Source organism: Actinomadura sp. NBRC 104412, assembly GCF_030269515.1.
GTDB lineage: Bacteria > Actinomycetota > Actinomycetes > Streptosporangiales > Streptosporangiaceae > Spirillospora.
The window spans coordinates 185310-210071 of record NZ_BSTM01000012.1 but is presented as its reverse complement, the minus strand read 5'-3'; the positions used below and the strand labels follow the sequence as shown (position 1 = coordinate 210071).

Annotated in this window: 28 protein-coding genes and 1 riboswitch; of the genes, 10 read left to right on the top strand and 18 right to left on the bottom strand. The window is 71.8% G+C overall.

Annotated elements, in window-relative coordinates; translation table 11 throughout:
- Positions 1-235: 235 nt before the first annotated feature.
- The 10 genes from QSK21_RS17650 to QSK21_RS17605 all read right to left on the bottom strand — a co-directional run bounded on the left by QSK21_RS17650 (position 236) and on the right by QSK21_RS17605 (position 10115).
- Positions 236-1411 carry a phosphopentomutase gene (locus QSK21_RS17650; RefSeq protein WP_285697069.1) on the bottom strand — a complete coding sequence of 392 codons (1176 nt, stop codon included), beginning with the start codon at positions 1409-1411 and terminating at the stop codon, positions 236-238.
- On the bottom strand, positions 1408-2580 hold the full coding sequence (locus QSK21_RS17645; protein WP_285697068.1) for an alanine racemase: 1173 nt from the start codon (positions 2578-2580) through the stop codon (positions 1408-1410). The genes QSK21_RS17650 and QSK21_RS17645 overlap by 4 nt, the downstream gene beginning before the upstream one ends.
- Positions 2571-3680, bottom strand: a complete 1110-nt coding sequence (locus QSK21_RS17640; RefSeq protein WP_285697067.1) for an aminotransferase class V-fold PLP-dependent enzyme — start codon at positions 3678-3680, stop codon at positions 2571-2573. The genes QSK21_RS17645 and QSK21_RS17640 overlap by 10 nt, the downstream gene beginning before the upstream one ends.
- Positions 3677-4606, bottom strand: coding sequence for a phosphotriesterase family protein (locus QSK21_RS17635; protein WP_285697066.1), 930 nt, complete (start codon positions 4604-4606; stop codon positions 3677-3679). Before QSK21_RS17635 ends, QSK21_RS17640 begins: the two co-directional genes overlap by 4 nt.
- A 24-nt stretch (positions 4607-4630) precedes the next feature.
- A complete protein-coding gene (locus QSK21_RS17630) occupies positions 4631-6007 on the bottom strand; it encodes a YhfT family protein (protein ID WP_285697065.1) in 1377 nt (458 codons plus the stop codon).
- Positions 6008-6043: 36 nt separating this feature from the next.
- Positions 6044-6400 carry a DUF2620 family protein gene (locus tag QSK21_RS17625; RefSeq protein ID WP_285697063.1) on the bottom strand — a complete coding sequence of 119 codons (357 nt, stop codon included), beginning with the start codon at positions 6398-6400 and terminating at the stop codon, positions 6044-6046.
- Positions 6397-6774 (bottom strand): hypothetical protein, encoded by a 378-nt coding sequence (locus tag QSK21_RS17620; RefSeq protein WP_285697062.1) that lies wholly within the window; start codon positions 6772-6774, stop codon positions 6397-6399. Before QSK21_RS17620 ends, QSK21_RS17625 begins: the two co-directional genes overlap by 4 nt.
- Positions 6775-6823: 49 nt before the next feature.
- A complete protein-coding gene (yhfZ, locus tag QSK21_RS17615) occupies positions 6824-7753 on the bottom strand; it encodes a GntR family transcriptional regulator YhfZ (RefSeq protein ID WP_285697061.1) in 930 nt (309 codons plus the stop codon).
- Between the two features lie 71 nt (positions 7754-7824).
- Positions 7825-9033: an L-2-hydroxyglutarate dehydrogenase gene (lhgD, locus tag QSK21_RS17610; RefSeq protein ID WP_285697060.1), complete on the bottom strand. Its 1209-nt coding sequence runs from the start codon at positions 9031-9033 to the stop codon at positions 7825-7827.
- Positions 9034-9134: 101 nt separating this feature from the next.
- The gene (locus tag QSK21_RS17605) at positions 9135-10115 is read right to left on the bottom strand and encodes a threonine ammonia-lyase (RefSeq protein ID WP_285697059.1); all 981 of its coding nucleotides are present in this window, start codon (positions 10113-10115) and stop codon (positions 9135-9137) included.
- A 116-nt stretch (positions 10116-10231) separates the two neighbouring features.
- Between QSK21_RS17605 and QSK21_RS17600 the strand changes: the two genes are divergently transcribed.
- The gene (locus QSK21_RS17600) at positions 10232-11251 is read left to right on the top strand and encodes an LLM class flavin-dependent oxidoreductase (protein ID WP_285697057.1); all 1020 of its coding nucleotides are present in this window, start codon (positions 10232-10234) and stop codon (positions 11249-11251) included.
- A 27-nt stretch (positions 11252-11278) separates the two neighbouring features.
- Here the strand turns inward: QSK21_RS17600 and QSK21_RS17595 are convergent, their stop codons facing one another.
- The 3 genes from QSK21_RS17595 to QSK21_RS17585 are packed head-to-tail and all read right to left on the bottom strand — an operon-like array spanning position 11279 to position 14237.
- Positions 11279-11944, bottom strand: coding sequence for a TetR/AcrR family transcriptional regulator (locus QSK21_RS17595; protein ID WP_285697056.1), 666 nt, complete (start codon positions 11942-11944; stop codon positions 11279-11281).
- A gap of 5 nt (positions 11945-11949) precedes the next feature.
- Positions 11950-12753 carry a fatty acid desaturase family protein gene (locus QSK21_RS17590; RefSeq protein WP_285697055.1) on the bottom strand — a complete coding sequence of 268 codons (804 nt, stop codon included), beginning with the start codon at positions 12751-12753 and terminating at the stop codon, positions 11950-11952.
- Positions 12750-14237: a phytoene desaturase family protein gene (locus QSK21_RS17585; RefSeq protein ID WP_285697054.1), complete on the bottom strand. Its 1488-nt coding sequence runs from the start codon at positions 14235-14237 to the stop codon at positions 12750-12752. The genes QSK21_RS17590 and QSK21_RS17585 overlap by 4 nt, the downstream gene beginning before the upstream one ends.
- Before the next feature lie 83 nt (positions 14238-14320).
- Between QSK21_RS17585 and QSK21_RS36135 the strand changes: the two genes are divergently transcribed.
- The gene (locus QSK21_RS36135) at positions 14321-14662 is read left to right on the top strand and encodes an alpha/beta fold hydrolase (RefSeq protein WP_352231290.1); all 342 of its coding nucleotides are present in this window, start codon (positions 14321-14323) and stop codon (positions 14660-14662) included.
- On the opposite strand, the gene QSK21_RS17575 is transcribed toward QSK21_RS36135, so the two are convergent.
- Together QSK21_RS17575 and QSK21_RS17570 are read right to left on the bottom strand one after the other, a co-directional pair.
- Complete coding sequence (locus tag QSK21_RS17575) at positions 14640-15083, bottom strand: MmcQ/YjbR family DNA-binding protein (RefSeq protein ID WP_285697052.1); 444 nt, start codon at positions 15081-15083, stop codon at positions 14640-14642. The two genes, QSK21_RS36135 and QSK21_RS17575, sit on opposite strands and share 23 nt — an antisense overlap.
- Positions 15084-15144: 61 nt before the next feature.
- Positions 15145-16278 carry an acyl-CoA dehydrogenase family protein gene (locus QSK21_RS17570; protein WP_285697051.1) on the bottom strand — a complete coding sequence of 378 codons (1134 nt, stop codon included), beginning with the start codon at positions 16276-16278 and terminating at the stop codon, positions 15145-15147.
- Positions 16279-16467: 189 nt separating this feature from the next.
- Between QSK21_RS17570 and QSK21_RS17565 the strand changes: the two genes are divergently transcribed.
- From QSK21_RS17565 to QSK21_RS17540, 6 genes are all read left to right on the top strand, one after another.
- Positions 16468-17049: a peroxidase-related enzyme gene (locus QSK21_RS17565; protein WP_285697049.1), complete on the top strand. Its 582-nt coding sequence runs from the start codon at positions 16468-16470 to the stop codon at positions 17047-17049.
- A gap of 98 nt (positions 17050-17147) precedes the next feature.
- Positions 17148-17510, top strand: a complete 363-nt coding sequence (locus QSK21_RS17560) for a hypothetical protein (protein ID WP_285697047.1) — start codon at positions 17148-17150, stop codon at positions 17508-17510.
- A gap of 134 nt (positions 17511-17644) precedes the next feature.
- On the top strand, positions 17645-18181 hold the full coding sequence (locus QSK21_RS17555; RefSeq protein WP_285697044.1) for a hypothetical protein: 537 nt from the start codon (positions 17645-17647) through the stop codon (positions 18179-18181).
- Between the two features lie 13 nt (positions 18182-18194).
- Complete coding sequence (locus tag QSK21_RS17550; RefSeq protein ID WP_285697043.1) at positions 18195-18560, top strand: hypothetical protein; 366 nt, start codon at positions 18195-18197, stop codon at positions 18558-18560.
- A gap of 393 nt (positions 18561-18953) precedes the next feature.
- Complete coding sequence (locus tag QSK21_RS17545) at positions 18954-19334, top strand: hypothetical protein (protein ID WP_285697041.1); 381 nt, start codon at positions 18954-18956, stop codon at positions 19332-19334.
- Between the two features lie 226 nt (positions 19335-19560).
- A riboswitch (guanidine-III (ykkC-III) riboswitch) is annotated at positions 19561-19627 on the top strand.
- A 20-nt stretch (positions 19628-19647) separates the two neighbouring features.
- Positions 19648-19971 carry a DMT family transporter gene (locus tag QSK21_RS17540; RefSeq protein ID WP_285697040.1) on the top strand — a complete coding sequence of 108 codons (324 nt, stop codon included), beginning with the start codon at positions 19648-19650 and terminating at the stop codon, positions 19969-19971.
- 19 nt (positions 19972-19990) lie between these two features.
- Here QSK21_RS17540 and QSK21_RS17535 read toward each other — a convergent pair whose 3' ends face one another.
- The gene (locus QSK21_RS17535; RefSeq protein WP_285697039.1) at positions 19991-20389 is read right to left on the bottom strand and encodes a hypothetical protein; all 399 of its coding nucleotides are present in this window, start codon (positions 20387-20389) and stop codon (positions 19991-19993) included.
- A 532-nt stretch (positions 20390-20921) separates the two neighbouring features.
- On the opposite strand from QSK21_RS17535, the gene QSK21_RS17530 reads away from it, so the two are divergent.
- Complete coding sequence (locus tag QSK21_RS17530; protein ID WP_285697091.1) at positions 20922-21245, top strand: histone-like nucleoid-structuring protein Lsr2; 324 nt, start codon at positions 20922-20924, stop codon at positions 21243-21245.
- A 455-nt stretch (positions 21246-21700) separates the two neighbouring features.
- On the opposite strand, the gene QSK21_RS17525 is transcribed toward QSK21_RS17530, so the two are convergent.
- Entirely contained in the window at positions 21701-22045 is a 345-nt protein-coding gene (locus tag QSK21_RS17525) for a hypothetical protein (protein WP_285697038.1), read from the bottom strand.
- Between the two features lie 250 nt (positions 22046-22295).
- Here QSK21_RS17525 and QSK21_RS17520 point away from each other — a divergent pair, with 250 nt between their 5' ends.
- On the top strand, positions 22296-23099 hold the full coding sequence (locus QSK21_RS17520) for a VOC family protein (RefSeq protein ID WP_285697037.1): 804 nt from the start codon (positions 22296-22298) through the stop codon (positions 23097-23099).
- Between the two features lie 42 nt (positions 23100-23141).
- Here QSK21_RS17520 and QSK21_RS17515 read toward each other — a convergent pair whose 3' ends face one another.
- Complete coding sequence (locus QSK21_RS17515) at positions 23142-24644, bottom strand: dihydrolipoyl dehydrogenase family protein (protein WP_285697036.1); 1503 nt, start codon at positions 24642-24644, stop codon at positions 23142-23144.
- Between the last annotated feature and the right edge of the window lie 118 nt (positions 24645-24762).

Genomic DNA, 24762 nt, shown 5'->3' with positions numbered 1-24762 from the left:
AACAGCGCTGTTTTGGATGCAATGGGAGGGTAGCTACTTTTGCCGGATTTGTCGCTCGTTGATCTCCGCCGGCCGGGCCGTTCCGCTCACGGGACATTCGCCGTGATCGCTCTTACCAGCGAGGTTGGCTGATCTTGCCAAAGTCACCGCGTGCGCCTTGGAAATCCGGGACCCGATGGGCCGGCCAGGAGGATCGTGGCGATCACCGCGTGGCCGCACGCGCCGTTCGCCCGGTTCACCGTTCCGTGAACGGGATCCCGAGTGTCCGGGCGGCGTCTCGGGCGACGTTCGCCAGGGTGGCGGAGTCCGGGAGGGCCGAGGGCGCCGGGGAGTTCGCGGGGTCGTAGTGCAGCAGGGGCACGAACTCCCGGGTGTGGAAGGGATGCCCGATCGTCGGGTCGTTGCCGTGGTCGCCGGTGACGATCAGATGGTCGCCGGGCTCCATGGCCTCCAGGAGAGGGACCAGCCCGAGGTCCACCTCCCGCAGGTGGGCGCGGTACCGCGGCGCGTCCTGCTGGTGCCCGGCCAGGTCGGTCTCCTGGACGTTCGCCACGACCAGGGTGTCGGACGCGCGGGTGAGGGCGGTACGGGTCTCCTTCAGCACCTCGACGGTCCCCACGGCGGGACGCCGCACGGCGGGCGGGCACACGATGATGTCGGCGGCCTTGCCGATGAGGGTCACCGGCAGGCCCGCCTCGGCTGCGCGCGACGGGAGCTGCGCGGCATGGTCGATCTCGACGCCGAGGTGGACGACCTGGAGACCGTCGTTGAGGTAGAAGCCGGAGGCGGGGGTGTCCAGGCCCGCCGTCCCGCCCGTGCCGTGCCGGACGGAGCGCAGGATCGGCTCCGGGCCGCGGCCGCCGACGGCGATCACCCGGGACGTCGGGGCGATCCGGCGGACCGTGCGCGCGATGCCGAGGATCTCGTCGAAGGTCATCTCTTCGAGATCGCCGCTGACGTTCCAGCTCAGTCCCGGGTCGGCCTCGAGGTTGTCGCCGACGACGGCCCGCCCGTCCACGAGCAGGACCGGGAGGCCGTCCAGGGGACGCGCCTCGTGCCCGGCCGACCGGAGCGCCGACGCGACGGTGTCGATGTGGTCGCGGAAGAGGGCGGGAAGGACCCCGTTCATGTCGGTGCCCATCATCGTCTGGTGGCCGGCGAAGGTGTCGGCTCCGGGGTAGCCCAGGGCCGACCGTCCCGCACGCGCCCCGGGGATGAGGGGTTCCGTCAGGCTTTCGTGGGGGTGCACCAGGCCGAGGCCGAGCGCGGCGAGGGTGGGAAGCCGGGGCGGGTCCACGTCCAGGACGTGGCCGAGGGTGTCGGCGGTGGCGTCGCCCTGCCGCAAGGCGGCGGCGTCCGGCATGGCACCGATGCCGAGGCCGTCGATGACCAGGATGACGACGCGGCTCACCAGGGCCTGCCATAGGGGTCCGACAGGCCGAGGAGCCTGGGCTTGCCCGAGCCGACCCCCCGGAGGGCGCCGACCGCGCTGCGCGTCACGAAGATCTGCGTACGGAACGCGAGGACGACGGTGTCGCCGACGCGGACGGAGGCGCCCGCGGGCGGGGCGCCGAGAAGGCGGTAGTAGTCGATGTTCTCGGGTGGCGCGGGCTCCACGGGCAGCGTGAACGGGCCGCCCGCCGAGGGGAACACCAGGGCGGCCTCGGGACGCCCCCGTGCGTAGAAGCCGCCGCCGAAGATCGCCGGACGGCCGTCCGGCAGGATGTGCGCGATCTCCGAGACGTAGACCATCGCGGGGACCTCGGGCTGGTCGAGGTCGTCGGCGTGCAGCGGGGTCGTCGCGGTGAGCGCGTGACCGGGCTCGCCGTGGGTGACGCCGTGCGCGGCCAGCAGCGGGATGCTCGCGGCGGCCGTCGCGCTGGGGGCGCTGATGACGCCGACGGGCGCGCCCGCCGCCGCGAGCCGGGACGTGGCGGTCAGCAGGGTCCGCAGGTTGGGGGTGGGCGCGATGGCCTTGGCCGGCTCGTCGTAGAGGAGGCAGGGGAACGAGGTGACGCCGTCGAGGGACACCGCGTCCAGATCACCGATCTCCGCCGCGACCTTCTCGATGTCGGCCAGCGGGACGCCGCCCTCCTGCCCGGGGTAGAGGTGGTCGGTCCCGTCGACCACCCGGGCCAGCAGCGGCTGGGTGATGCCCAGCCGGGCGGCGGCGTCGGACACCGCGCGGGCCTGCTCGACGCCGAAGACGGTCACGTACCGGGGGCGCCAGGCCAGCACCCGGTCCACGGCGTTGAGCGGAAGCTGGACGAGATGGCCCACGTTGCCCAGCCCGGCACCGGCCCCCCGGATCGCCTCCGCGTCGCGCAGGTCGATGGCGGCGGCGTCGGGGAGCTGCTCGGCCACCGTCGCGATCACGTGCGGGTTGCGTCCCACCTGCTTGAACACCGGCCAGAGCCGGACGCCGTGCGCGGCGGCGACGGTGGCGAGCACGGCGGCGTTGGCGGCGACCGCGTCCAGGTCGATGAGGTAGGTGTCGGGCGGGACGCGGCGGTCCCGGTGCAGCCCGGCCGCGGCCTCGACCAGCCGGGGGTTGCGCGCCATGGTCGCGCTCAGGAACACCGGGCCTCCCTCAGCGCGCTGGTCAGGATCCTGATGACCAGGTCCGCGCCCGACCGCATCGGGTTGATCCGGATCGTCCAGTCGGCCAGGCGGGGGGCGTCGGACAGGTAGGTCCCGGGGAGGCGGTAGAAGAGCGGGGCGATCTCGTATCTGGAGTTGGCGCCGACGGGGTAGGTGGCGGCCCCGTGCCGGGCGGCGGCCTCGATGACCTTCGGGGCGATGGGAGCGTCCAATTGGACGAGCACGCACAGGTCCTGGGCGTTGGCGACGCGTACCTCGGCCACCCCGGGCACCTCACCCGCGCTCAGCCGTTCCGCGACCTCGGTGACGACCGCGGACTGCACGGCCCACAGGACGGGGACGTGGGTGAGGGCGCGCAGGGCGTCGAGCGCCTGCGACCCCTGCACCTGGCCGCCGCCCGAGTAGTTGTCGGCATGCACCCGGTCGACGAGGTCGCGCGACCCCACGACCAGGCCGACACCTTCGGGACCCAGCAGCTTGAACAGCGACAGCGCCGACGCCTCCGCGCCCATCTCGACACCGGTGCGGGGCGTGCGGAACGCCGCGTAGTTGTCGTCGACCAGGGCACGGACGCCCACCGCCGAGTACCGGGCGATCACCTCGGCGGGATCGTAGGAGTCGCCGGGAAGCTGCCTCGCATGCTGGAGGTAGACGTAGCGCGCCTCCGCCTCGGCGGGAGCGGTGTTGAAGTCGGTCTCGACCAAGTCGAGGCCCATCGCGCGGAAGGTCGTCGCGGTCGTCGCGTACGCCGGGGAGGAGTGCACGATCAGCCGTTCCCCGGGGCCGAGGGCCGCGGTGAGCATCGCCCGGATGGCACCGCTGCCGGCGCCCTGGACGAGGGCCGCGGCCGGAGCGTCGAAGAACTCGGCCAGGGTCTCCTCGGTACGGCGGGTGGCGTCCGGCCGTCCCCACTCCGGGGTCACGCCCAGGTCGGCCGAGAACAGCCGGTGGCCGTCGAAGTGGTTCGCCACGCATTCGAGCAGCCGGAACTGCCGGGCCATGGCGTCCGGCAGCGAGACGGTCGGCAGCGGATGGGTGCCGGGCAGTTCCGGCGCGGCCGGCTCGGCCGACGCGGTCATCGTGTGTCCCCCGAGGTCAGAAAGCGGATGGGATTGTCGTGCAGGATCAGGCGGAGGGTCGCCTCGTCGACGCCCTCGGCGGCCAGCCGGGGCACGAAGGAGCCGAAGACGGTGCCGTAGCCACCGCCGCCGTTCGCCTTCAGGTAGCCGGCCCGCGAGACGTCCGCGCTGAGCAGCAGCCGGTCCGCGTGACCGGCCTCGATCAGGTCCAGGGCGCGCCGGAGCCGGACGTCGTCGCTCTGGTACGACGTCTTGCCGACCGTGTCGAACGCGACGTACGCGCCGGCGCGGGCGAGCTCGCGATGGACCGAGGCGTCGTCCAGGAGGTCCTGGTGGCCGATGCTGATCCGGCCTGGCTCCAGTCCCTCGGCGGTCAGGACGTCGAGCTGGCCGAGGCCGCCGCGGCCCAGGTGGGCGTGCGTGGCGACCGGAAGGCCCGACCCGAGGGCGGCGCGGGCGGCGGCGCGCAGGCAGCGTTCCTCGTCGTCCGCGGGCTCCGCGCCGCCGGTGCCGATCTCCCCGATCACACCGGGCCGGATCCGGGTGCCGTCGAGACCGTTCTCGATCTCGGTGAGCAGCCGGTCGGTCAGGTCGGCGACCCCGGACGCGGCGACGTAGGGCGGGTGGAACGAGCGGTAGTAGAACCCGGTCGCCGCCACCACCGCCACCTGGGCGCGCTCGCTGATCCGGGCGAGCGCGGCGGCGTCCCGTCCCATGCCGAGACAGGTCAGCTCGACCACGGCCGCGAGGCCGTGCGAGCGGCGCAGCTCCGCCAGCTCGTCACCGACCGCCGTCTCGTCGTCCAGGAGCGCCGCGGGATCCGGCGCCCGCCCACCCGGCCTGCGCAGGTCGATGCGCAGATGCTCGTGGGCGAGCACCGGTCCGCTCGGTACCGGGACCTCCCCCAGAACGGTCCGCAGCCTCATATCCGCCTTTCGGTCCTTCGACCCTCAGCCCTTCACCGGCGTGAACAGGTCGAGCCAGTACAGGAGGTTGAGGACGACGCCCGCGACGACGACCGCGGCCGGACCAGCCGCGAGCCGCACGATCGGCCGTCCGATCGACTCGTTCAGCAGGTAGAGGCCGCCGACGAGGGCGATGCCGAGTCCGCCGCCCATCTTGGCCGCGGCGGCGATCGACCCGAACAGGATGGCGATCTCCAGGGTCTTGCCGATCGCGCTGCGCAGGTGGTCCGAGGCGTCCCGGATGGACGGGAGCGCCGCCAGTCCCTTGCCGATGTAGGCCAGCGCGAGCACCTCGACCGTGAACAGCACGGCGCCGCCGACGCCCGCGACGATCGCGTTGGGAGCCAGATAGGCCAGCGGGTAGACGAAGGTGAAACCGACGATCTGGTACGCGCCGCTGGCCAGCGCGGTCGTCGCGATCAGCGGCAGGAAGCCGAACGCCCGGTAGAAGTCGACCTGGGCGGCCTCCCCGAAGTCGCCCTTGGCCACCAGGAAGCTGGTCGCCTCGCCACCCGCGAAGATGTGCAGGTTGACCATGACGGCGAGGGCGGCGCCGAGCACCGCGAACCAGGGCAGGTGGCGGCGCAGCCGCTCGGCGTTCGCGCCGAACAGCGACGCGGCCGGGTCGGCGGGCTTCTCCTCCTCCTCGACCGGGATCCTCGCCGCTCCGGGCGCGTCCGCCGGTTCCGCGGGACGGGCGGCGCGGCGCTCCCTGAGGTCCTTGGAGAGGGCGAGGCCGAGCAGCATCAGCACGCCCGCGGCCATGGCCAGCGCGCCGGGGAAGGTGTCCGGCCACACCTTCATGGAGATGACCACGATCACGATCTCCACGGCGAAGGTGATGGCGCCGTGCACCCGTCCGAACTGGCTCGCGATCGCGATCACCGGGAACAGCAGGAAGAGGAACAGGATCGGCGTCGAGATCTCCTGCATCGCGGTGAGGAAGTCCACCGGCAGGTCGTGCGCCGCGTTGTTGGCTCCCGACAGCCCGAAGACGACGAGCGCGCCCCAGGCGCCGCCCAGGATCGGGGCCAGCCACCGGCGCGGCGCGAAGATGCCGAGGATGTCGGTCGGCAGGAACAGCAGCCAGGGGTTCAGCACCCCGGTCGACAGCGCCATGGGCGCGCCGAGCCCGAAGACGAACCCGGCCGAGAGGCCGAACGACACCGCGGTCATCTCGCCGCGCTTGGTGTTGCCCCGGATGAAGTCCAGCAGGAAGGGGCGGACGCCGTCGTTGAAGACGGCGAGGGCCATGTTCGAGACCAGCGCGGTGAGCGCGCAGACGGCGACGACGGTCAGGCTCTGCGCGAGGGAGAAGTCGAGTTTGTCCGGCGCCGCGGTGTAGGCGAGGGCGTAGGGCATGGCTGCCTCCGAGGGGTTCAGGTCAGGACGGCCCGGTCACCCGCCGTGCCGGCGCCGGATGGCTCCGGCCAGGACGGGGACGACCTGGTCGACCTGGTCGATCGAGCAGCCGAAGGCGATCTTGCCATCGGCGACGGCGGTCTCGGCGTCGGCCGCGGTGGCCTGGCCTCGGCCGAAGGTGTGGCATTTGGCTGCGCCGAGCAGCCCGACGAGCACACCCAGGGAGCCCCCGGCCCCGGTGTGGCACGTTCCGATGTAGTAGTCGGCCTGACCGGTCATCAGCCGGGTGGCGGCGTCCATGTCGGTGGTCACGACCACCTCGAAGCCGCCGAGCTCCTCCAGCCGTTTGGCCACGTCCACCTTGCCGACGCCGCCCACCAGGATCTTCGTCATCGTGTCGCCTCTCGTTGTCGCAGCACGGCCAGATGCAGGGCCAGGAAACGGACCTCCTGCTCGGGCAGGTCGGCGCCCAGCGCGGAGCGCGCCCGGCCGGCGAGCGCCGCCGCCTGCTCCATCGCCCGCGGCTGCCCGGCCAGTTCCGCCCGGACGGTGTCGTCCGCCGGGAAGTCGGTCAGCGCCTCGCCGTCGCGGGCGCGTTGCAGGGCCAGCAGGAGGTGGCTGGCCAGCGTTCCGGCGCTCTCCTCGGTGATCTCGCCGCCGGCCGCGGCGAGCGCCTCCAGCTCGTCCCGAACGAACCGGCAGATCTCCGGCGAGACCTGCCCGGTCCGCTCGAAGATGGCCAGGCGCTCCTCAAGCAGCGGATCCATGGCGGCTCTCCTCAGAACGTTCCGGTAGTCGGCGGGGGTCGGCGGGGGGTCAGTACGAAGGCAGCCGGTCGCCGGTCAGGACGTCCTGCTGCGTGCGGGTCACGAGGTCGGCCGACAGCCGGCCGCGCACGGCCTCCACGGCCGGGGAGTCGTCGGCGCGGACGGCCAGCACCGCGCTGGAGTTGCGGTCCCCGAGGTGCCCGCGGGCCGCCTCGTCGAGCGGGATCGTGGTGAGGTCCGCCGCGATGTGCTGGTGGACCTCGTCCAGGTTCCACACCGAGGCGTCCACCTCGCCCCGCCGGAACAGCTCGCTGAGCTGCATATACGACGTTTCAACGTACCTGACGGGCCGGTCCGCGAAGACCAGCCGGGTCAGCTCCTGCTGGTCGGCGGAGCTGGTGTCGACCGCCACGGCCAGCCCCGGGTCGTCCAGCGCCGCCCCGGCCCGCAGCAGCACCCCGTGCTCGCCGACGTACGTGCGCGGGCCGAGATCGGCGAGCCGGGAGAGGCGGGAGCCCTCGCCGAACGCGTCGAACGCCAGCCGCGACACCACGATCAGGTCGACCTTGCCCGACATCAGCGCGTCGAGCCGCGCCTGGGCGCCGCGCATGAACGTCAGCGCGAACGGGATCTCGGCCTTCTCGAACGCCGCCCTCAGCCCCGTCGCCAGGCCCTCGTACCGGCGCGAGTAGGGAAGCGGCATCGCGGCGAGCATCGTGCCGAGGCCCGCGAGCCGCCACAGATCGGCGCGGTCGACCTCACGGAGGTAGGTGCCGAGGTGGCCGCGCGCCTCCGTCCGGAGGGCGCCGGTGTTCTCCAGCAGTTGCAGGGCCGCCTGCACCGTGCCGTTGCCGACGCCGAGCCGCTCCGCGTAGTCGCGGATCCTGGGCAACCGGGAGTCCACTCGCTGGTTGAGCAGTTCGGCCGCCAGCCGCCTGGCGACCATCCCGTTCCTGGTCAGGAACCGTGCGTCCAACATGGCGGAACAATAACCAGGATTCTGTACAAAGACAAGTGGGAGTTCTCCGCGAACACCGGGGTGACGTGCGGTTACGCCCAGGACCGGCGCCGGACGGCCTCTCTCACGATGTGCTCGGCGATGGCGAGCGCCGACGTCGCGCCGGGCGACGGCGCGTTGCGCACGTGGACGATGTGCCCGGTCCCGGAGATGACGAAGTCGTCGACCAGGACGCCACGGGCGTCCATGGCCTGCGCGCGGATCCCCCTCGGCCCGCGGGTGACGGCGTCGCCGGTGAGGGCGGGAACGTACTTGCGGGCCTCGGTGACGAACCGCCTCGGATCCAGGGCGGTGCGCGCCTCGCGAGCCGCCGCCGGCAGGTTGCGGGCCGCGAACCGCCAGAACCCCGGGAATCCGAGGACCTCGCGCACGTCCCGCGGGACGAACCGCCGCCCTTCGTACGACTCCCGGCCCAGCGACAGGAAGGCGTTGGGACCGATCATGACGGTGCCGTCGATCCGCTTGGTGAGGTGGACGCCCAGGAACGGGTAGCGGGGGTCGGGCACGGGATAGATGAGCCCGTTCACGAGGTGGCTCGCGCTCGCATCCATCAGGAGGTAGTCGCCGTAGAACGGCACGATCCGCGGCTCGCGGGGTTCCCCGGCCACGCGCGCCAGCCGGTCGGAGCCGAGCCCGGCGCAGGCGATGACGAGATCGAACTCCTCGGTGCCGGACCCGGCCGTGAGGCGGACCGCTCCCCCGCGTTGCTCCAGCCCCGTCACCTCCTGGCCCAGCCGGATCTCACCACCGGCGGCGCGGAGATCCTCCGCCAGCCCGTTCGTGAGCGCCACGTAGTCGACGATCGCGGTGCGCGGCGAGTGCAGGGCCAGGACCCCCCGCGCGTGCGGCTCGACCTCGGCGATCTCGTCGCCGCCGATCAGCCGGACGCCGGGGACGCCGTTGGCGACGGCGCGGGCGTGGATGGCCGTGAGGCGGGACGCCTCCCTCTCGTCCAGCGCGACGACGATCTTGCCGCACTCCTCGTACGGCACCCCGTGGTCGCGCACGGCCTCGCGCAGCAGGTCCACCCCTCGCCGGCACAGGGTGGCCTTGAGGCTCCCCGGCTCGTAGTAGAAGCCCGCGTGCACCACGCCGCTGTTGTGTCCCGTCTGGTGGGCGGCCAGCCGGTCCTCCTTCTCGAAGAGGGTGACCTCGACACCGCCCGCCTCGCGGGCGAGGCGGCGCGCGACCGACACCCCGATGATGCCGCCGCCGATGACCGCCGCGCGCTTCCCGCTCACGGCTCGCGGCCGGGCTCGGACCCGGGCCGCGGGACCCTCGTGATGTTCGCCATACCGCCGTAACGTACAGCTCGCTCAACCAGCGGGCGCCGCGCCGGGGGTCAGGGACGGACCCATCGGTGGTAGTCGTCCAGGTTGACGTTGCCGCCGCAGATGATCGTGACCACGTGCCGGTCCGCGAAGCGTGCCGGGTCCTCCAGGACGGCGGCCACGCCGAGGGCCGCCGAGGGCTCGACGATGAGACCGGCGTGTTCCAGCAGCATCCGCATGCCCGCCACTATGGATTCCTCACGGACCAGAACGGCGTCGTCGGCCACCTGCAGAAGGTCGTCCAGCACCTCGGGGATGGGGTGGCGACCGGCGACGCCGTCGGCGATGGTGTCGGCGGATTCGGTGCTCACGACCCGGCGCTCCCGCCAGGAGAGGGTCATCGCGGGCGCGCCCTGGGGCTGCACGCAGATCACCTCGACTCCGGGGGCCAGCTCCTTCAGGACGTGGCCCACGCCGGTCGCCATGGCGCCGCCGCCCAGGGCGATCAGAACGGCGTCGACGCCGGGTGCCCCGCCGTGGGAGGGTGCCTCCCGCGCCAGTTCGAGGCCGATGGTCGCCGCTCCCTCGCAGGTCTCGAGGTCGAGGCTGTCCTCCACCAGCCGGATGCCGCGGCGCCGGGCGATGTCGGCCGCCCGTTCCCTGGCCGCCTCGAAGTCGCCGTCCACCAGTTCGAGTGCCGTGTCCAAGGCGCGGATGCGGTCGAGCTTGGCGGCGGGTGCCCGGTGGGAGGCCACGACCGTCACGTCCAGGCCACGGCGGCGGCCGGACCAGGCGAGCGCCCAGCCGAGGTTTCCGGCGCTGGCGCACACGGCGGCCGTCTGGCCCCGGTCCCTCAATTGGCTGGTGACGAGCTCGGTGCCGCGGGCCTTGAAGCTGCGGACCGGGTTCGCCGTCTCGAGCTTGACGCTCACCGCGCAGCCGAGGGCCCGTCCCAAGGCGTCGCACGGGAACAGCGGCGTGTCGAGGAACATTGGGTCGATCACGCGGCGGGCGGCGCGAATCCGGTCGAGGTCGAGACGGGTCTTCAGCATGACGCGACAACCTATCCATCACGAGCATCCGAGGGCCATCGAGAAAGTGCGGCGCATCGGAGGGCCGGTGTGGTCAGGGCCGGAATCGCGGCGGGGACGCCATGGTTGAACCCGGTATGAAGAAGATCGGGTTTCTCTCGTTCGGCCACTGGAGCACCGGGGCGGGCTCGCGGACACGGTCGGCCGCGGACGCGCTGTCCCAGTCGATCGATCTCGCCGTGGCCGCGGAGGAACTGGGTGCCGACGGGGCCTACTTCCGCGTTCATCACTTCGCCCGGCAACTGGCGTCGCCGTTCCCCCTGCTGTCGGCGATCGGGGCGAGGACCTCGCGGATCGAGATCGGCACCGCCGTGATCGACATGCGGTACGAGAACCCGATGTACTTCGCCGAGGACGCCGGGGCCGCCGATCTGATCTCCGGAGGGCGGCTGCAACTTGGGATCAGCCGTGGCTCGCCGGAACAGGTGATCGACGGGTGGCGGTACTTCGGATACGAGCCCGCCGAGGGCGAGAGCGACGCCGACATGGCGCGCAGGCACACCGAGGTGCTGCTGGCGGTGCTGCGCGGCCAGGGCTTCGCCGAGCCGAACCCGCGGCCGATGTTCCCCAACCCGCCCGGTCTGCTGCGCCTGGAGCCGCATTCCGAAGGGTTGCGCGAGCGCATCTGGTGGGGCTCCGGCTCCAACGCCACCAGCGTGTGGGCGGCCAAGCTCGGCATGAACCTGCAAAGCTCCACGCTCAAGGACGACGAGTCGGGGGAGCCGCTGCACATCCAGCAGCGCAAGCAGATCGAGGCGTACCGGGAGGCGTGGCGGGAGGCCGGGCACGAGCGGGAGCCGCGCGTGTCGGTGAGCCGGAGCATCTTCGCGCTGACCAGCGACCTGGACCGCGCCTACTTCGGCAACGCCGACACCGACGACCACATCGGGATGATCGACGAGAACACCCGGGCGATCTTCGGGCGCTCGTACGCGGCCGAGCCCGACGTGCTGGTCAAGCAGCTCGCCGAGGACGAGGCGATCCAGGCCGCCGACACGCTCCTGCTCACGGTCCCCAACCAGCTGGGCGTGGACTACAACGCGCACGTGCTGGAAAGCATCCTCACGCACGTGGCGCCCGAGCTCGGCTGGCGCTGATCGCAACACCCGTCCGGGAAACGGGCCTCAGGCTTCGTCCGCGTCCGGGTCCGGGTCCGCGTCCGGCTGGGACGAGGCCCTTCCCGTAAGGCCGTCCCAGAGGATCGCGGCGGGCTTGGCGACCTCGAACAGCTCCTCGACGCGGGAGCGGTCGCCGTCCAGATGGGTCAGGGTCTGGAGGCCGAGGAACGTCGCGACCGCGATCGAGCCGAGCTGGGCGGACGGCACCACCTCCTCCACCGCGGTCCCGGCGGCCAGCCGGCGGAAGGCCGCGGCGGCGAACTCCGACCACGGCCCGATGTGCGCGAGCAGTTCCTCGCGCAGCCTCGGGGCCGTGGCCGCGGCGGTGAACAGCTCCTGCACGGCCGCGATGTGCCCGTCCTCCCGCATGTCCTCGGCGTACAGGTCGCGCAGCCGGTCGAGCAGCTCGGCGGCGCCGGCGCAGGACCCCAGCGCCTCCTGGTACGCGGCCATCCGCTGCCGGCTGGTGTAGCGCAGCGCGGCCAGGAGCAGGTCTTCCAGGTTCTCGAAGTGGTAGTAGATGACGCCCGGCGCGAACCCTCCGGTGCGGGCGATGGAGCGCGCGGTCGTCCCGCCGTACCCCTCGGTGGCGAGGGTGCGGATGGTCGCGTGCAGGAGCCGTTCCCGGGCCTCCTCGCGCCGGGACCGGGGCCGGGGTCTGGACGGGGGCATCGGGGTCAGATCACTCTCCGCGGATGGACGCCCGCCTCGTCGAGGAAAGGGTCGAGCCGTTGCGCCAGCCTGGCCAGATTATGGCTCGGCACCTGCGGATAGAGGTGGTGCTCCAGGTGGTAGGTCAGCTCCAGGAACAGCCGGGGGACGACACGGCCGCGCAGGGTGTGCGTCTGCGTCAGCGGATCCTCCCCATAGTGGCGGTGCGGCAGGTGGACGGTCAGCAGCGGGTAGACCCAGCTTCCAACGATCATCATCGTGGCGTAGACGAGCAGCCCATGCCAAAGCAGCGCGCCCGCTCCGACCGCCGCGAAGGGCAGCGCCGCCTCGGCCAGGAGCCAGGTCCGCTGCCTGCCGGAAGCCCTGCGGTACGCCCACCACCACAGCCGCGCGAGGAACACGGGGCCGTACAGGATCGCGCCGAGCATGCTCAGGTCCGCGGGGTGGCCTTCGGGGTCGTCCTTGCTCGGGAACGTCCGGTGGTGCTGGAGGTGCGTGGCGCGGTAGGCGTGCCCGCTCTCCAGTAGTACGGCGCCGAGCAGGAACAACGCCCATTCCGTCGCGGTGCGGCCGAGCCCCAGCGAGCGGTGCACGACATCATGCGTGGCCGTCACCACCGCGACGAAGATGCCGAACGCGATCAGTGGCGTCGCCCACCACCAGCCCAGCGCCATGGCGGACGCGAAGAGCGCGACGCCGAGATAGGGAAGCGAGAACGCGAACACCCGGCGCCCGCGGGTGGTCACCAGCAGATCGGTGCCGAGATCGGTGAGCCTGGGTATGCCGGGGACGGCCGCCGCGCCCTTCATCGCATGACCTTCCGTGCCGTTTCCAGAACGTCCTCTGCCACGATGCGGCTGCCGAGCGCGCACGCGACCGTGCCCAACCCGGGCCAGGTCGAGTCGCCCACAAGCCACAGGCCGGGCACACCCAGCGAATGCGGGATGGCGTTCTGGTTGGCGTTGGCAGGTGTCTGCCTCGCGCCGCCGACCGCACCGCGTGGACGGAACGCGAAGCGCTCGTACGAGCGGGGCGTGCCCACCTCCCACACCACGGCCCGTTCACCGAGGTCCGGGTACGCGCGGCGCGCCAGCCCCACGAGGCGTTCCCCCATTTCGCGTTTGCGCTTCTCGTACCGGGCGTCCGGCAACCCCTCCCAGGCGTGCAGCTCGGTGTGCGTGGAGATCATCACGGCGCGGTGTCCCGGTGGGGCGCTCTCGGTGTCCCCGGGGGCGGAGACCGAGACGAACATGTTGTTGCCGTCGCCCAGTGGACGCTCATAGGACTGCAAGAGCTGATGGTGGGTGAACTCCTGGTTCGCGACCTGCTCCTCCGGTACGCCGAGGAACACGACGATCGCGCCGCCCAGGTCGTGCTCGTCCCGTTCGAGGTAGGGCTGGAGCCGTCCCGCCAAGGCGGGGACGACACGCGCGGTCGTCGCTGCGGGCAGTGCGCTGACGACCTGCTCCGCATGGACGATCCCGCGCCGCGTATGGACCTTGAACGCCCCGGCTTGGCCGTGCACACGCTCCACCTGGCAGCCCACGCGCAACTGCCCGCCCATCCGCCGGTAGTGCGCGGTGAACGGGCGCCAGAAGCCGCGCATGCCGCCCACCGCCCGCGTGAGCCCGGCACCGCGAATGGTCACGCCGAGGGCTGCGTTGATGAGCGGGGCCTTGTCGACCGTGCTGTGCACGGTGTCCTCCACCAGCATCGACAACAGGCCCACCAGCGGAGCGTCCCCGCGCAGGTCATGCCGGGCGAGGACATCGCCGAGCGTGGCGTTCACGTACCGGACGAAAGGAAGGTTGCGCGGCCCTAGCGCCTTGATGTTGTGCACGGCGTCGGACGGACGCCGCAGGGGCAGCCGGACACCGGCGCGGCTCGCGTCCCAGAACACCTGTGCGATGCGGTCGAGCCGTGCCCAGAAGGCCCTGTGCCGTGGGGTGTCTCCAAGCGCGCGCAGCCGTTCGCGGTGCCACGCCCGAGTGTCGCGGTGGAGGGTGACGTCGCGGTCGGGAAGCCAGGCGACATAGCCGGGAAGCGGCTCGCCGGGGACGGGATCCATTCCCACGCTGTCGAGGAGTTCGGCCCCCACTCCTCCGGGCTCGAAGTCGACCATCGTCGTGGCGCCCACGTCGAACGAGAATCCGCGCTGACGGTAGTAGCCCGCGCAGCCGCCGACGTGGCCGTGCGCCTCGATCACCGCCGTGGACAGGCCCGCCGCCTGGAGCCGCGCCGCCGTCGCCATCCCGGCGAGACCGCCGCCGAGCACCGCCACCTGACACGACACCGGGAACCGCGGCGAAGGCCCCCGTGCCCGGCCGCCGGGGAGTGCCCCCGCTCCTTGAACATCCGTTCTGAACATAAGTTCAAATCTCCGCGCGCCCGCCGCCGTCCGTCAAGAGGGGTGAGGGAGATCACGGGGGCCCTTGCCGACGACCGGTCGCCCAGACCACCTGGAACATCGGCTGCGCGGCCAAGTTCGCCTGGCCGATCGCCGACCACGGCCTCGGCCGGAGGCTGCACCGCGTCTCGGTGCCGACGCTCATCGTCTGGGGGCGTGACGACGCCCTCGTGCCCGCCGCCTACGCGGAGGACTTCGGCGGGCGCATCGCCGGCAGCCGGGTCGAGCTGATCGACGACTGCGGCCATGTCGTCCAGGCCGACCAGCCCGAACGCGCCCTGTCGGCGATCACGAAGTTCCTGGCCGGGTAGCCGGAGGGTGCTCGTCCAGCCAGGCGCGGGCGCGGCGGGCCGACGCCCGCGACAGCCAGGCGTCCTGGATGATCTCCGCCAGCTCCCCGCGGGTGAGCTCGCCGATGCGGCAGGCCCGCAGCAGCACCGACCGGTGGCCGTCGAAATGCGGGGTGGTGAAGAACGGCGACGTCTCGTCCTGGACGAGCGCCTGCTTGTCCCCTTCGGACGGGACCCAGAACACGATGACGTCCTGGTAGCGCTCGCCGGTCTCGGGGTCCACCGCGTCCGGCCGCGGATTGCGGAAGAAGACGAACGACTTCCCGCCCACCTGGTAGACCGGCTTGTCCTCGGTACCCGGGTACACGGTCACATGCGGCATGGCCAGGGCGAGCTCGTGCACGTCCTCGACCCGCGCGGGCCGGCTCTCGTCCTCGGGCATGGGCTCAGCGTACGCGGCGGGCGGTAGCAAAGAACGGCGCAAGTCGGTCACATGCGCGGGGTCATGGCGAGGAGGGCCGGGATTCGAGTCCCGCCTTGCCCGCCAGCTCGTAGTTCTCGTCCGTGATGTAGATGTGCTGCATCGCCGCGCTCAGGTTGCGCAGATGGCGCTGCATCGGGTGGGACAGCGCGAGGACCCGGCCGCCGCCATAGCGGAAGATGCGGGACACCAGGTCCGTGCACTCCTCGACGACGTAGGTGTGCTGCGCGAACGTGCGGGCCACGAGGGCGTCGTCCAGTCCGGACTCCGTCCGGGCGGCGTCCCAGACCCGTGCCACCGCGTCCCGGTAGAGGACCTGGACCGCACGCAGCCGTGCCTCCGCCCGGCCCATGTCCTTCTGGAACGCGGCGCGCTCGCCGACGGGCACGCCACCCGTCCTGCGCGTGGCGGCGCGCGCCAGGTCGTACATGTCGTCGATGGCGCGCCGGGCGATACCGACCGCCACCGGGCTCAGCTCGTTCGACACGAACATCAGCGGCGGCGGCCTGAACAGGTCGCCGCCGCGCAGACCCGGCGTCCCGAGTCCCTCGATGACCCGACCGGTGGGGACGAACACCTCCGTCATCGAGAAGTCGTAGCTACCCGTGCCCTGGAGACCGGCCACGTGCCAGGTGTCGTGCAGGGTCGCCTCGCTCTTCGGCACGACGGCGAGGATCTCGGCGCCCGCTCCGCCCTCGACGACACAGCCACCGACGACCCAGTCGGCGTGGTTGATCCCACTGCCGAAGCCCCACCGGCCCGACACGACGAAACCCCCGTCCACCGGGACGGCCCGGCCCCGGGAGCCGAACTGTCCGGCGCAGATCGGCAGGTCCGTCCCGGTGCCGGGGAAGACCTCGCGCAGCCCCTCGTCCGGCAGCCACCCGGCGACCGTTCCGGTGGTCCCGTTCCCCACCATGGCGGCCCAGGCCACGGACGCGTCGTAGTAGGCGAGCTGCTCCAGCACCTCGCAGAACTCCAGTGGGTCCAGCTCGTCGCCGCCCAGCTCACGCGGCGTCTTGAGCCAGAACAGCCGCAGGTCGCGCATCAGCTTGACCATGTCGGCCGGCAGCGTGCGCGCCTCTTCGGCCGGGACGGCCGCCTCCTCGAAGCTCGCGCGCCGGGAACGGACCGCCTCCAGAAACCGGCTCCTCATGACGCCCTCCTGTCGATGGCCGCCTGCGGGCACCGTACCCCGACAATGTCGACAATCCGGTAGCCAATTTCCCTCACACGGAACCCCGATCGGGCCATCGCCGCCCAGGCCCCGTCCGGGTGATCGTGGACACCGGCCCCCATCACCGGGGAGCGTGGAGAGGACCGCCGTCCTACCGAGGAGGAGAGCGTGACCGAGAGCCGGTTCGGCGTGGTGGAACTGGAGGAACTGCCGGACGACCTGCGCGAGCGCATCGGGGCGATCGCGGAGAGGTCCGGGTTCGTGCCCAACGTCTTCCGGGCGCTGGGTCACCGGCCCGCCGAGCTACGGGCCTTCCTGGACTACCACGACGCGCTGATGGACCGCCCCGGCGGGCTGAGCAAGGCCGAACGGGAGCTGGTGGTGGTCGCCACCTCCGGCGCCAACCACTGCACGTACTGCGTCGTGGCGCACGGCGCCATCCTGCGCGTACGCACCAAGGACCCGGAGCTGGCCGACCGGGTCGCCACCAACCCGTGGCGCGTGGAGCTGGACGAGCGGGGCCGGGCGATCGTCGACCTCGCGCTCGCCCTGGCCCGCAGGCCCGAACTGTTCGGCGAGGACGACCTCGCCGCGGCCCGCGCGGCCGGGCTCACCGACGACGAGATCTGGGACATCGGCGCGATCACCGCGCTGTTCGCGATGTCGAACCGGCTGGCCCATCTGACGGCGCTACGACCGAACCCGGAGTTCTACACCATGGGACGGGACCGGCAGCGGAACACCTCGTGACATGCGTGTCCCGGCGCGGTGAACGCGCAGGAGCGGCCGATACCGAAAAAGCCGACAAGCAGCGGCGTTCAGGGCGCGTCGCCCTACAATGCGTAGCCATGGCACCTCCACCCCCCTATGGCCAAGGACCCCCACCCCCGTACCAGGGCGGCGACCCGTACCGGCAAGGCGGCTATCCCCAGCGTGACGGCGGCAGGGCCCTGGCCGGCGTGATCCACCTGGTCGCCGGCTTCGTCGTGGCGGTCTTCCTGCTGCACATGCTGTTCGTCGTCTTCGAGGCCAACCAGGACAACGGCTTCGTCAACGGGATCTACAACCTGGCCAAGGTCCTGGTCCTCGGCCTCGGCGACGTCTTCACCCCCGACGACGCCAAGCTCGGCGTCGTGCTGAACTACGGCCTGGCCGCGCTGCTCTACCTGATCGTCGCCCAGCTCATCGTCCGTGTGCTGAACCGCCCATGAGCGGATCAGATCTTCGATCCTGACGCCGTCCGCGAACCGGGACGGCGTCAGGATCGATCAGGCCCTCGCCCATAGGCACCGCATGCGTCGGCCCGGACGGGGAAGGGTGTCCAGACCCAACGTGGGAGGTGCCCATGAGTCCGGGGATGGGCCTGTGGACCGTCGTCCGGGGCGGAGCGCGGGGACTGGTCGCCGCCATGGCGATGACGGGCATCCGTACGGTGACGGCGGCGGTGGGACCCCATGAGCGGACCCCGCCCGAGGCGATCGTGGAGAAGCACGCCCCGTCCGTGCGGCGGCTGCCGAAGCGTTATCAGGAGGCGGTGACCGAACTCGCGCACTGGACCTACGGCGCGGTCGGCGGCGCCGCCTTCGGCGCGCTTCCACGGAGGCTGCGCACGCACCCGTTGACGGGACCCGCCTACGGGCTGGTGATCTGGGCGGGCTTCGAGACCGTCATCGCGCCCGCCCTCGGGGTCCGGCACGCGCGTGAGCACGGCGTCCTGTGGCGGGCCGTGCTGGCGCTCGACCACATCATTTACGGCATCGTCGTGGCCGACCGGTCGGCACGGGAGCGGTCCCTGCGAGGGAGCGACCAGCCCGGGCACCGGGGTCGATTGGATCGCTTGTTTCGGGGCAGGGGGCTCACGAAGGGACCCGCCAAGCGATAAGGGACGATGATCGATGTCCGAGCACCCGATCCAGGGCGAGCACCCGTACCACCAGCACGTGACCTCGCCGGACCAGCACGAGGAGCGGCCAGGCCGCAGCCTGGTGACGACCGATCATGAGGTGATCCGCCGCTGGGCCGAGGAGCGGGGCGCCAGGCCCGCCACCGTGCCCGGCAGCGACCGCGGCGGCAGGCCGGGACGGCTGCTGCTCGACTTCCCCGGATACGGCGGCGAGGGCCTCGTGCACATCGACTGGGACGACTGGTTCCGCACCTTCGACGAGCGCAAGCTCAATTTCCTCTATCAGGAGCACACGAAGGACGGCTCGCCGAGCAACTTCTTCCGGCTGGAGAACCCCCAGAGAAGCGCCGACCGATAAGCCTCCCGCCTGCGACCACACCAGTCGTCTGAGCAGACCCTGCCGCGCGACGTACGCGGGTTCCGTCCTGCGGTGTACCTCGGGTGGACGTGGGGCAGACGACGCCATCGGGGTGGCGAGCCGACTCTGGCGGCATGACCAGACAAGGTTTGTCCACACGGGTACCGCTGGTGTTGTGCGCGGCGGCCCTCGCCATGGGGACGGTCAGCGGATGCAGCGACCCCCCTGAGCCCGTCCGCGGGCTCGGCCTCCGGATCGGCCACCGCGAACCCGACCCGCGCAGCCGGAGAGCCCGGCCCGACCGGCGGGGGCGGGAGCGCGAACCGGGCCGAGTACGAGGCGCGGCTGCTCGACTGGGGCCGCCGACTGGCGCGATGCGCTCGGTCGAACGGCGTGCCCGACTTCCCCGACCCCACCATCGTGCGCGGCGCCGCGGGTGCGCGGGACGCCGACTTCCGTGGCATCCCCAAGGGGGACGTGGAACGGGCGTTCCAGGTGTGCGACGACATCGCGCGGCAGCATCCGCCCGCGCCGCCGCCCACCGAGCCGCCTTCGGCGGCCACGCTTCAGCACATGCGGCAGTACGCCGCGTGCATGCGCCAGCGCGGCGCGGGTCCGTTCCCCGATCCCAAGGCGGACGGCACGTTCCCCATCTTGGGCACGCCGTTCGAGGGGCTGGCGCCGTATAACGGCCAGCCGTTGTCGGACGCGGTGAACAACGCGGAACGGCAGTGCCGACAGTACCAGGTCGAGTGGCGGATGCACGGCTCATGAGGGTGCGGTACGACCACCGCCCAGCCGGGGTAGAGCGCCGTGAGCAGGGCCAGCGACGCGACGACGCCGGCGTCCAAGGCAAGGCGTCGCGGGCTCATGGACGAAGCGTAAGAGCGGCGGACCGCCCTGGCATCCACCTCGCGGCCATTTCCCGTACACCGCGCGGCGTACGTCCCCGAAGCGACATCGGCGGGAATCCTCCGGGGAGGCCCGGCCATTATAGGCGATGCGGGCCCACTCCCGGGTCCGCCCGGACGAGACGCGCCGTACCCGGCCTGCAAAGACGACGCTCCTGAGCTCGAAGGGAGCCGTCATGGCCTGGATCCTGATCATCGCCGCCGGCCTGTTCGAGGTCGTCATGGCGTACTCGCTCAAGCTCAGCGACGGGTTCACCGCGCCCCTGCCGTCCGTGGGCTTCGCGGTCTCCGCCGTCGCCGGCTTCGGCCTGCTCGCGCTCGCGCTCAAGCGCCTCGACATCGGCACCGCCTACGCCGTCTGGACGGGCATCGGCGCCGTGGGCACCGCGACGCTCGGCATGGTCGTCCTGGGCGAGAGCACATCCGCGCTGAAGATCGCCTCGATCGTGCTCATCCTGTGCGGCGTCGTCGGGCTCCACCTGGCGGGCGGCGGCCACTGAACGAGGACATGACCCCGCGTCATGGGCTTCGCAACGGCCTTGGGTCACCGCTGAGGCCGGTCTCTGGCGCCACCGCGAGGCTCAGCGACGGCCGGAACGCCAGGTCGGCGAGCATCTGCCGGTCGTGCGTCGCGACGACGGCGGCCTGCGTGCCGCGCAGCACGGCGGTGAGCTCGTCGACATCGGACAGGACGGGACGCCCGCCGAGGACCACGCCGATGCCGCGGGCGCGGATGTGCGCGCTCGTCCCGGCCGGAAGGCGTCCGGCCGTGCTCAGTTCAGAAAGAAGTCGTCGTATCGACCGGCCCGGCTCGGGTAGGCCGTCCGAGGGAAATGCCCCCCAGTGCGCTCCACAGCTCGCGCCGGAGCCGGGCAGCACGAAAAAGCCGCCCGGCATGATCACCGGGACGGCGGGCACACGAGAAACGGAAGCTCGGCGCCGCGCCGTCAGGAGCGGCGGCGGAGCCTCAGGGAGCCAACACCTCGATACATATGCCCATGCCACCCACGTCCCGCGAAGCCCACTGTTCGGGAGCGCACGGCGGCGACGGGGACCGTGCGGTGATCTCGCGTAAGGTGGGACGCGGGGGCGCCGTAGCGGGAAACCGCTCAACGCATCCGCATCACCACGAATATGACTGCTTCACCGGCATTGGGCCGCCCCCGGATGGCGGGGAGCACGCGGACCCGCCCGAATGGACAACGCGAGGCACGGCGAAATCGGCGCTGACCTGGACCATTGGAGCCGCGGCCGGGGAGCGCGCGGACTGTTCGGCGGACTAGGTTTTTTTCCGCAGAGCCGAATGCCGGGCGGTGCCGACCCGCACCAGAAGGTGGCATGGCCCTTTCGCCCCCTGGACATCCGCCGTCCAATTCCGGCATCATGGCATTCGATCAGCTATTATCATTCCCGGACTAAGGTCGGCGAACGACGGGAAGGACGCGCGTTCATGGCACAGCAGGTTCAAGTTCTCCTGGTCGACGATCTGGACGGCGGTGTGGCCGAGGAGACCGTGACGTTCGGGATCGACGGCCGGAACTACGAGATCGACCTGAGCGCGAAGAACGCCGAGGAGCTGCGCAAGGCGCTGGCCGTCTATCAGCAGAAGGCGCGTAAGGCGCGTCCAGCGGGCCGGAAAACCGCGACTCGCGCGGCCGGCACCCGTGAGCGCAGCGCCGACATCCGCGCCTGGGCCAAGTCGATGGGAATCCCGGTCAACGACCGCGGCCGCATCCCGGCCAACGTGCTCGAGAAATACGAGGCCGCGCATTAACCCGGCGCCTTGGTGACGCCACGGGAACACCCGTGCCGGAACGGCTTGTCCCCGATCCGCGGGACGAAGGTTCTCCGCACCCGTCACAACACGTCGGCAACGCGCCTTCAACTCTCCATCGACACGCCATCACCGAGTGTGCAATCCCGAGGTGCCGTGGAGGCGGCGTCACTTTCGCACATCCCCGACGATCACCGAACCGCTCGCGAAGGTAAGTGGCGCCCGGCGGTTCGCACCGGCCGGGCTCCGCGTGAACGCACATCCGGATAGATCAACAGGGATAACCGCCACCGGAATACGGCGATTTGCCGTCGTCCCCCGCCCAGGCGTTCGCACCACACCCCGCCCAGGAACAAACTCGCCTGAACCCAGCACGCCCTCAAACGCCACCACCCACACGAACCCTCTGGGCCACCACGGGCGCGCAGCCGCAGGCGGTGTCAGAGCCGCGGAAATCAGCCTGGTTCCGAGGTGAACCGGGCCGCCAGCTCACGATGGTTCCGGGCGGCCTGTCTGGCCTGATCGGGTTCGATGGCGGATCCGGGCATGGTCCCAAGGCGTTCGACCCATTCGGCGAGGCGCAAATGCTCGTCGCGGGCGAACTCCCTGCACGGCAGGCATGTCACCCGGTCCGGGCGTGAGGACGTCATCACGTACGGCACCCGCAGCCCGCACCCGGTGTCGACCACGCTCGGCAGGTCGCCGGCGAGCCCGAACGTGGACGCCAGCATGGCGCGGACAACGGCCTGGTCCTGGACCACTTTGGACTGCACATGGATGTGCGGGTCGCTCTCGCTCACGGCTCCTCCTTGCCCGGGCGGCACGGGCCGAGGCTTTCCCGGCGGTGTGCCTCCTCTGCGATGGTCTCGCACGGCCTCGTGCCCCGGGGTGGCCGTTCGTGACCTCGCGCGAACCTGGAGGCTCCGCGCCTGGCGCAGGTTTGGACATGTCCAACAGATTCCATTGATCCTCTGCGCCGCTCGGTTTGCCGGAGCCTCCATAGCGTGGCGGGCAGACACCCATTCCCGCACAACCCCGTGGAGACCGGTCATGCCCGAAGTGACATCCCATGCGCCCGGGTGGCCTTCCTGGGTCGACCTGCACTCCCCCGACACCCGGCGGTCCAAGGAGTTCTACACGGACCTGTTCGGATGGGACGCGTACACGATGACCGTCCCCGGCTTCGGGGACCGCGAGATGTTCACCCTCGGCGGCATCCAGGGACCCGAGGTCGCCGGGATGCATCCGCTCGCCGACGACACCCAGCCGCCGTCGTGGATGTGCTATTTCCGCAGCGACGACATCCAGGCGACGATGGAGACCGTCAGGGCGGCCGGAGGCCGGGAGCTGGCGCCGCCCGCCGACCTCGCCAACCTGGGGCACATGGCGCTGTGCAGCGACCCGGAGGGCGCCGACTTCGCGCTGTGGACCCCGTACAACCTGGCCGGCGCCGGCGTGGTGGACGAGCCGTCGGCGATGTGCTGGGTGGAACTGGCCTGCCGCGACACCGAACAGGCCCGCCGGTACTACAACGAGGTCTTCGGCTGGAAGGGCATCGACGTCGAGCACTCCGGCAGCGACTACACCAAGTTCCTGCTCGGCGAGGACAGGCCGCTGGCCGGCATGGTGCGGATGGACGAGCGGTGGCCGCAGGACGTCCCGCCCCACTGGATCCCGTACTTCCAGGTCGCCGACTGCGACGAGGCCGCCGCCCGCGCCGCCGGCCTGGGCGCGAGCATCCAGTACGGCCCGGCCGACATCCCCGCCGGCCGGTACGCGGTCATGACCGATCCGACCGGCGCGCGGCTGGCCGTCATGACCCCGGACCCCGCCGAGCTCCCCCGGCGCTCCTGAGCGCGGTCCCGGGCCTCGGCGCCCCTGGGCCGGGCCGGACGGTCACGCCGAGCCGTGGCGGTTGGCGGCGATGGTCTCCAGCAGGCGGAGCCAGACCTCGCTCACGGTGGGGAAGCTGGGCACCGCGTGCCACAGCGCGGCGATCGGGATCTTCCCGACGACCGCCATCGTGGCCGAATGGGTCAGCTCGGCGGCGCCGCCACCGGCGAAGGTCGCGCCCACCACCACGCCGGCCGACCTGTCCACCACGAGCTTGGCGCGCCCCTTGTAGTGCTCCCGCATGACGTAGGTGCCGGCCAGGTTCGCCATGTCGAACTCGGCCGTCTCCACGTCCAGTCCCTGGTCACGGGCCTGGGCCTCGGTCAGGCCGACCGCGCCGACCTCGGGATCGGTGAAGATCACCTGCGGGACGGCGCCGCGGTCGGCGAGGTCCTCGTGCGGTGTGAACGGCGTGTCCTCCAGCGGGCGCCCCGCCGCCCGCGCGGCGATCACGCTTCCGGCGATCCGCCCCTGGTACTTGCCCATGTGGGTGAGCGCGGAGCGCCCGTTGACGTCGCCGATGGCGTAGAGCCAGCCTCCCTCGACGCCGGTCACGGTCAGATGGTCGTCGACCTCGATCGGGCCGCCGCCGTCCAGGCCGACCGTCTCCAGGCCGATGCCCTCGGTGCGGGGCGCGCGGCCGGTCGCGACGACGATCTCGTCCGCGACCACCGTGCTCCCGTCCGACAGGTCCACCGTCACCTCGCCGCCGTGGACACGGCCTTCGACGGGCTCGGCGACCTCGCGCCGCCGCACCGAGGCCGCCGAGGTTTCCAGGCGCACGTCGACGCCCCGCTCGCGCAGCGCGTCCGCGATCAGCTCGCCCGCGAACGGCTCGACCCTGCCCAGCAGCCGGGACCCGCGATGGACGAGCGTGACCCGGGAGACGCCCAGGCCGCTCAGCCAGGTGGCCGACTCGCACGCGACCACGCCGCCGCCGATCACCACGACGCGTTCCGGCACCTCGTGCAGGTTGGTGACGTCGCGGGACGTCCACGGCCGCGCCTCCCGCAGCCCCGGGACGGGCGGGATCCGGGGGTGGCTTCCCGTTCCCAGGACGACGGCGTGCCGCGCCGTCAGCCTCCGCTCGCCGCCGTCCGGCCCTGTCACCACCACGGCCCGTTCACCGTCGAGGCGTCCCATGCCGCGCACCACGCCGACGCCGATGCCCTCGGCCCACCCGACCTGCCCGGAGTCGTCCAGATGGTTCACGACCCGGTCGCGGTGCTCCAGGATCGCCCCGACGTCCAGGCCGCGGTCGCCGACGAGCTCGCGCAGGCCCGGCAGGTCGCGTGCGGTGGAGAGCAGCTCCACCGGGCGCAGCAGCGCCTTGCTCGGCATGCACGCCCAATACGAGCATTCGCCGCCGAGCAGCTCGTTCTCCACGATGACGGCGTCCAGCCCGGAGAACTGCGTGGCGTACTGGGCGGCGTTCTCACCGGCCGGGCCGCCGCCCAGGACGATCACGTCCCACTCGGACCTGTCACGATCGACCGAAGCGTTCATCGGTCCATCCTTGCTCAGTGATGCGGCACTGTCACCGGCGACTCTCTAGCGCTGGCGAAGGAGCCCCGCCCACTGGGCGCGGCCGTGGCCGGGGAGCGATCCGGCTCCCCGGCCACGG